Annotated in this window: 1 protein-coding gene and 1 pseudogene; one reads left to right on the top strand and one right to left on the bottom strand. The window is 67.7% G+C overall.

Features of this window, described 5'->3' with window-relative positions; all coding sequences use genetic code 11:
• Nucleotides 1-137 precede the first annotated feature (137 nt).
• Nucleotides 138-963, top strand: a pseudogene (locus ACIRJP_RS42700) (IS5 family transposase); the annotation flags it as partial.
• Nucleotides 964-1064: 101 nt separating this feature from the next.
• Here ACIRJP_RS42700 and ACIRJP_RS42695 read toward each other — a convergent pair.
• Nucleotides 1065-1281, bottom strand: a 217-nt coding sequence (locus ACIRJP_RS42695; protein ID WP_404186655.1) for a GNAT family N-acetyltransferase, incomplete at its 5' end; no start/stop codon positions are given.

Genomic DNA, 1281 nt, shown 5'->3' with positions numbered 1-1281 from the left:
CGAACCCGCCCCGCACTCGGCACCACGCCGCTACAATCCCCACGCTCAAGCCGTTGACCAGGACATACACCGAAGTCCGGCTGGAGTACTAGGCCGTGTATCGAAAGTAGATCTTGCGCTGTGAATGATCACGGTTCATGCGTCGGGGAGATCTCACGGACAAGCAGTGGGCGGCGCTGAAGCCGCTGTTGCCGAAGGGTGCCAGGGCGGGGCGGCCGCCCGTGTGGCCTCGGCGGCAGTTGATCGACGGTATACGGTTCCGGGTTCGTACCGGTGTTCCGTGGCGGGATGTACCTGTCGAGTACGGGCCGTGGGGCCGGGTCTACGATCTGTTCCGCCGGTGGCAGAGGGACGGCACTTGGCACCGGATCCTCACCCGGCTCCAGTCCCTGGCTGACGCGAAAGGCGCGATCACGTGGGACCTGAGCATCGACTCCACGGTGTGCCGGGCCCATCAGCATGCGGCCGGGGCCCGCAAGCGGGGCGACTTGCAGAAGGAACCGCCGGGCGGTGTCTTCACCGAGCCTCATGATCACGGGTTGGGTAGGTCGCGCGGCGGGTTCACCACCAAGCTGCACCTGGCCATCGAGCAAGGTCAGAAGCTCATGTCGCTCGTGATCACGGCAGGACAGCGCGGGGGACTCGCCGCAGTTCGAGCCCGTGCTGGAGAAGGTTCGCGTGCCCCGCATCGGGCCGGGCCGGCCGCGCATCCGTCCCGATCGCGTGCGGGCGGACAAGGCGTATGCCTCCCGCAAGAACCGTGCCTATCTGCGCCGCCGCGGGATCCGCTGCACCATTCCAGACAAGGCTGATCAGGCGCGCAACCGCCAGAAGCTCGGCTCTCGCGGCGGTCGGCCGCCGCGCTTCGACCCGGCCGACTACCGCGAGCGCCATGCGGTCGAGTGCGGGATCAACCGCCTCAAGAGATATCGCGCTGTCGCCTCGCGATACGACAAGCTTGCCCGTCCGCTACGAGGCCACTGTCCTCGTAGCGGCGATCAACGAGTGGTTGTGACCGGCACTGTCAGGAAAGGCGGGTGGAGGGCCATTGGGGCTGAGGTGGTTCAGGGGTTGACGGCGTGTTCGGTGAACTGGCCACAGGAGCGGAATCCCAGGCGGCGGTAAACGGGCTCGCCGTCGGCTGATGCCTGCAGGACCGCGATGCGGTGGTCCCGGTTGCGGGCCATACGGAGGGCCGCGAGTGTGATGGCGCCGCCGTAGCCGCGCCGGCGGTGGGCGGCCAGGGTGGAGATGTTGTAGATGCCAGCGACTCCCGCGTGG

The organism is Streptomyces sp. NPDC102437, assembly GCF_044765565.1.
GTDB lineage: Bacteria > Actinomycetota > Actinomycetes > Streptomycetales > Streptomycetaceae > Streptomyces.
The sequence above is the reverse complement of the archived record's forward strand: the minus strand, read 5'-3'. Positions and strand labels throughout refer to the sequence as shown.